Origin of the sequence: Haladaptatus sp. (assembly GCF_049589095.1) — an archaeon.
Taxonomy (GTDB): Archaea; Halobacteriota; Halobacteria; order Halobacteriales; family Haladaptataceae; genus Haladaptatus.
Genome location: NZ_JBAWAC010000572.1, coordinates 1 through 5,844, shown reverse-complemented (window position 1 = coordinate 5,844; position 5,844 = coordinate 1). Strand labels below are relative to the sequence as shown.

General features: G+C 62.6%; 4 protein-coding genes and 2 pseudogenes. 3 read left to right on the top strand and 3 right to left on the bottom strand.

The window, feature by feature from the left end:
- Positions 1-586 (bottom strand): annotated as a pseudogene (locus WBV42_RS17910) (mechanosensitive ion channel family protein); the annotation flags it as partial.
- A gap of 112 nt (positions 587-698) precedes the next feature.
- Positions 699-1,112 (bottom strand): hypothetical protein, encoded by a 414-nt coding sequence (locus WBV42_RS17905; RefSeq protein WP_423987231.1) that lies wholly within the window; start codon positions 1,110-1,112, stop codon positions 699-701.
- A gap of 125 nt (positions 1,113-1,237) precedes the next feature.
- On the opposite strand from WBV42_RS17905, the gene WBV42_RS17900 reads away from it, so the two are divergent.
- Both WBV42_RS17900 and WBV42_RS17895 read left to right on the top strand, forming a co-directional pair.
- A complete protein-coding gene (locus WBV42_RS17900) occupies positions 1,238-2,575 on the top strand; it encodes a PQQ-binding-like beta-propeller repeat protein (protein ID WP_423987230.1) in 1,338 nt (445 codons plus the stop codon).
- Positions 2,572-3,780: a PQQ-binding-like beta-propeller repeat protein gene (locus WBV42_RS17895; protein WP_423987229.1), complete on the top strand. Its 1,209-nt coding sequence runs from the start codon at positions 2,572-2,574 to the stop codon at positions 3,778-3,780. Before WBV42_RS17900 ends, WBV42_RS17895 begins: the two co-directional genes overlap by 4 nt.
- Here WBV42_RS17895 and WBV42_RS17890 read toward each other — a convergent pair.
- On the bottom strand, positions 3,777-5,426 hold the full coding sequence (locus WBV42_RS17890; RefSeq protein ID WP_423987228.1) for an acyl-CoA synthetase: 1,650 nt from the start codon (positions 5,424-5,426) through the stop codon (positions 3,777-3,779). The two genes, WBV42_RS17895 and WBV42_RS17890, sit on opposite strands and share 4 nt — an antisense overlap.
- A 177-nt stretch (positions 5,427-5,603) precedes the next feature.
- Between WBV42_RS17890 and WBV42_RS17885 the strand changes: the two are divergent.
- A pseudogene (locus tag WBV42_RS17885) lies at positions 5,604-5,844 on the top strand (hypothetical protein); the annotation flags it as partial.

Below are 5,844 nucleotides of genomic sequence, written 5' to 3'. Positions count from 1 at the left end.
GCCGTGAGAACATGAGCGTGAACCCGGCGATGAGGGCACTCAGCGTTTCGTTCGCGGCGAGGCCGATGATGATGCCGAGGAACCCCGCACCGATGAGGAACGCACGGACGTCCACCCGCCAGACGCTCAGCAACAACAGCGCGGCGAGGAGGTACACGCCGACCTCGGTGAGGCGGGAGAAGACTTCACCCTGATGTCCCGTGAGTTGGCCGGTCTCCGTGGTAAATCGATCCACGGCCCGGACGAGCATGCCCGATCCGATGTAGGCCGCCGCGACGACGCCGACCGTGATGAGGACGCGGATACCGGTGGACCGTAGGTCCACGTTCGGCGCGTTCGGTCGTGCGCTCGGCCAGAGCGACAACGCATACTGGCCGATGAGGAGCGCGACGATGCCACTCACGACGAGGAGAAAGACGTCCACCACGCGTGGGTCGGTTCGACGCTTTAATCTGGGGGCGATCCGCCAGAGAAACCACACGGCGAAGACGAGAACCACCAGTAGAAACGTCGATTGCAGGACCCTGGCTCCTGGGATGGGAAGCAACGGAACAGGTCGGGACGAGTCGAGGGACAGCAGTGTCATGGCGAATCTCCGAGTGGTCGCTTTCTCCGTACCACGAAAACGAACCACAGAATCCGGACAATCGCTCTCTGCTTCAGTGTATCGGGTGGAATCGGTGATTTCGCCGCGACGTTCACTCCGCGCTCGAATTTCCCATCGTCTGGACGGTCCACTCCTCGGAATCGCGCAGGTAGTTCGGAATCTCCTCGGCGTCCAGTTTCTCGTGGATGTGGATGGTGTCGTCCTCGACCGCGCCGCGTCCGAGGTCGATGAACAGCCGTTGGAGACCGTTTCGCCACTCTGCGTCCACCAACTGACGCCAACACGACTCGAAGGCGTCCTGTTCGGTTTGGCTGGGACCGCCGCTCTCGCGGGCGATTTCGAGACAGCACTCCGGACAGTTACAGACGGAGACGGGTTTCGTGAGGGCGTGAATGTGGCCGTCGAAGGTGACGACCGGCGCTTGTCGCTCCATCTGTCCGTGGCGTTCACACGTCGCGTCATCCGGTTCCGTGCCGATGTAAATCGGGCGTCTGTTCTGTGACATGGGTCGGATGAAAAGGGTCATCGGTTGACAGGAGTATCAAGCTACTGGCGGCGATCAATTTATCAGAGGGAGGAGGTGGCGCACAGAAAGCTCATATAGGGGCCGTAGTAATCGGCGCAACTGACATGCCCTTCCAGCGTCCGACTCGGCGGCAGTTCCTCGCCGGTCTCGGTGCCGGTGGAGTGACCGCCATTTCCGGGTGTGCTTCCTCCAGTTCGACACCCGCGACCGCGGCACTCGATTGGCCATCGGACGAGTGGCCGGTCGCCCACGGGACGCCGACGAACACGGGTTACACCCGCTCGAAGAGCGCACCGCGAACGAACCCACCGATGCACGTGTGGAAACTGTGGGAACGCGTCGAATCGGAGGACGAGAAGAAGAACATACTCCATGGGACGACCTCTAGTCCCGTCGTTTCGAACGGAACGGTATTCGTCGCGACTGGACTTCCCAGCGGATTCACCATCGATGCCGACGGCAAACTGTACGCCCTCGACGCAACGACTGGAAAAACGAAGTGGTCGGCAACGCTTCCGAAGGGAGGAACCGGAACGCCAGCGGTCGCCGACGGACTCGTATTTGCGGGGTCGACCGACCGCGCACTGACGGCGTTCGACGCCGCGTCCGGTTCGGTTCGGTGGCGAACCACGACGAGCGCACCGGTTGGAACACCGGCCGTCGCTGGCGACCACGTCTACGTCGGCGACCGACACGGGTCGGTTCACGCGTTTCGGCGGACGGACGGGAAGCTCGAATGGCGGTACGGACAACGAACGCTCGGGTCGTTCTTTTCCGAGAAAACGTGGCGGATTCGGTCGAAACCGGCCGTTACGGACGACACGGTGTACGTCTCGACCGGGATCGGACAGAACGGCCGTACGACCAGCAGCAACCTTCTCGCGCTCTCCCGCGACGACGGGGGAGAACGCTGGCGGTACGAATTCTCACAGGACAGGTTTAGTTACGAACCGCCGCGCGCGCCGGTCGTCGCGGACGGAACCGTCTTCGTCTCCGATACCTCGCTCCACGCAGTCGATCCGTCAGATGGAACGAAACGGTGGCAGTTCGCGTTCGGCTACCGCCGACCGGTAAGTGCGCCTGCGGTCCACGATGGAAGCGTCTACATCGGCGCGAAAAACGTCTACTCAATCTCCGCCGAGGATGGTACCGAACAGTGGCGGTTCGTGAATCGGGCCTCGATGGACACGATGGAACATCGTGTCCCGATGGAGAGCGCGCCAGTCGTCACCGACGAAACGGTGTACATCGGTGCTGGCGCACTCGACTCGTCGTCTGGCGAAAAGTTGTGGGGCGACCTCGGGAATCAGGACGACAGTCAATTCTTCCTCTCCGATACCAACGAAAACGCGACGCTCGAAGGCCCCGCAATCGCGGGAGACGCGGTGTTCGTGGCGACGGAGTACGGGAGCATCATCCGGTTCGCGGAGGGGGACGCATGAACCGCCGCGCGTTCCTCGTTACGGGCGGAATCGCCCTCGGTGCCGGCTGCTCCGGTCTGATGGGCCACTCGAAGCAGAAGACTCCGAAACCACCAGCGGAGTGCGCCATCGATTCGGACGCGACCCCCGGAACGTCGGGATGGCCGAGTGCGTCGGGTGGCTCGAAGAACACGCGATCGGTGCCGTCCGCAGACAGTCCGAGGCCACCCTTGAAGCTCGATTGGACGTTTACGACGGGCGGGCACGCAGCTGCCCCGGACCCCGTCGTCGCGAACGGAACCGTCTATGCGACCAACTACGACGACGAGGTGCACGCCGTGGACGCGGAGACGGGGGAGCATCGCTGGCGAGTGACCGTTCCGGTGAATTCGCGGGTGGCGGTCGCCGGAAATCGGCTGTTCATCGTGAGCGACGAGTCGCTTCGCGCGCTCGACACGGAAACCGGCGATGGCGTGTGGACGACCGAACTGACCGCCGAATCCAGCAGTATCTCGGGAAGGATACAGGCGACAGAGGACACTGTGTTCATCTTCGGACGCCTGTTTCTCTCCGTATTCGACACGAAGACGGGGGAACGACGGTGGCGGTTCACGACCGGCCTCCAAACCGAGAGCACACCGGCAATCTCCGACGGTGTCGTGTACGTCGGGAGCGACGACACCTACGTTTACGCGCTGAACGCGAAGACCGGCCAACGGAAGTGGCGCTACAAAACAGATGGTCGCGTTTCCTGTGACATCGCGGTTGCCGCCGGTACCGTCTACGCCGGGTCGGAAGACGGGCACGTGCACGCCCTCGACGCGAAGACGGGGAAAAAACGCTGGAAACGTCGGGTCGGAAACGTCGAAATCATCGCTGTGGACGGTGGCCACGTGTACGCGGGTGGAGGACGGGGCGACACCTCAACACTGCACGCGTTTACAGCGGAAGAGGGGACTGCGTGTTGGTCCTCGGACGAGGACAAATTGGGATACACGGACGTCATCGCCGCAAGGTCCGACAGGATCTATCTTCCAGTAGAGTTTTTCAGCGACGGGGACGCGCTCGGTGTGTTGAGTCCCCAGACGGGCGAACGCGTGTGGCGAGACGAGGGATCCGGCATGAAGTTCCAGGGCGGCCTGGCCGTCGCCGACGGTGCAGTGTATATCGGCGGTTGGGACGACGACAACGTGTTGGTCGTCGCCCGATTCGTCCCGAAGAACTAATCCTCGGTTTGGTCGCGCAGTTCCGTCCGGCGGATCTTTCCGGTCACCGTTTTCGGCAGTTCGTCCACGAACTCGACTTCTCTGGGATACTCGTGAGCGGACAGTTCCTGTTTGACGTGGTTCTGAATGTCCTCGACGAGTTCGTCCGACGGGTCCGCGCTCGCGCTCGGGACGACGTAGGCCTTGACGATGTTGCCGCGTTCGCGGTGGGGCTTGGGAACCACGGCGGCCTCCGCGACGGCGGGGTGTTCGCCGAGCGAACTCTCGACCTCGAAGGGACCAATGCGGTAGCCCGCGCTCAGGATGACGTCGTCGGCACGCCCCTCGAACCAGAAGTAGCCGTCCTCGTCCAGATGGCCCAAGTCGCCCGAAAGGTACCAGTCATTGACGAAGCAGTCCGCAGTTTTATCGGGCTTGTTCCAGTACTCCGCGAAGAAACACGGATAGTTCCCGCGTTCGGCGATCTCGCCCGTCTCGCCCGGTTCCAGCGGTTCGCCGGTCTCCGGGTCCACGACGGCGGCCTCGATGCCCGGCAGCGGCTTACCCATGCTTCCCGGCCGCACCTCCATCGTCGGGTAGTTGTTGATGATCATGTTGCCCGTCTCGGTCTGGCCGTAGGTGTCGTGGATGGTGACGCCGAGCGTGTCCTCGCCCCACGCGACCACGCCCGCCGACAGCGGTTCGCCGATGGAGAGCGCGTGACGGAGGTCGAGGTCCACGCCCTCCAGCACGGATTCGTTCTCGCGGAGCATGCGGTAGGCCGTCGGGACGCTGAACAGCACCGAGATGGGGAACTCGTCCAGCAGGTCCGCCCACGTTTCGGGGTCGAACTCGCCCTCGTAGGTGAACTGAGTCGCCCCCCAGAACCACGCGCCGAGCGTGTTAATGGGCCCGGTCAACCACCCCAAATCGCCCGTGGACCAGTAGCAGTCTCCTGGTTGCAAATCGACGGCGAACTTCTGGGTCGCGGCGACGCCCGCGACCCAGCGGTGTTTGTGGAGGACACCCTTCGCCAGTCCCGTCGTGCCGCTCGTGTAGTAGAGCAGCGCGTTATCCTCGCCACCCGTCTCGGCCATCTCGAACTCCTTGCTCGCGTTCGCCATCTCGGAGTGGTAGTCGATGTCGTCCCGTTGTGTCCCGGTTCGCTGCTCCCCGATGACGATGACGTGTTCGACCGATGGGGCGTCTTCGAGCGCCTTGTCCATCGTCTCCCTGTTTTCCGGCGTGGTGATGACCACCTTCGCATCGCAGTCGTCCAGTCGATAGGCGATGCCGTCCGGACCGAACCGTTCGTTGATGCCGCCCCAGACGCCGCCCGCCTTGAGCGTCCCGATGAGCGCGACGTAGTGCTCGGGAATCCGCGGCAGGTAGGAGAACACGCGGTCGCCCGAATCGATGTGCTCCGAGAGGACGTTTGCGAAACGGTTCGATCGCTCCGCGAGTTGCCAGAACGTGAGCGTCTCGCGCTCGCCGTTCTTGCCCGCATAGTACAGTGCGACTTTCCCCCGGTCGTTCGCGTGGCGGTCACAAACCTCGTGCGCGATGTTCAACCGTTCGGGCGCGTTCCAGTCGGCGTCCGCATAGATGTCGTCCCACTCGAACGTCTCCCGCTCGCTGTCATAATCATGCAGATTGTGACCAGTCATCACGACGTATGTCGTAGACTGCACGTATAATCATTATTCATATTTACAATCATTTCGGCGGTGGCTTCCTTCCGGCATCCGTCGCACCGAGGGTTGTGTGTTGAGAGCCGCCCCCTCTAAAAGAGGGTGAAAACGAAACCAGAGAAAGAATGCCGATACTGATAGTAATCCGTGTGAATGGATCCCTCCGAGTCGTCACCCCTGTCATCGGAACCGCCACCCGCCGAGGACGACGAGCCCTACCGAACCTCCTCGCTCGTCATCGATACCACGGACTCCGTCACCCGACTTCTCTCGGTCCTCGCAGACGAAGAACCACGTCTCATCATCTACACGCTCTTTCGGGAGGAGCGGACAACGGTCCCGCTGACGGAGATCTCCCGAACGGTCGCGGCGGCGGTTGACGATGAGATCGAAC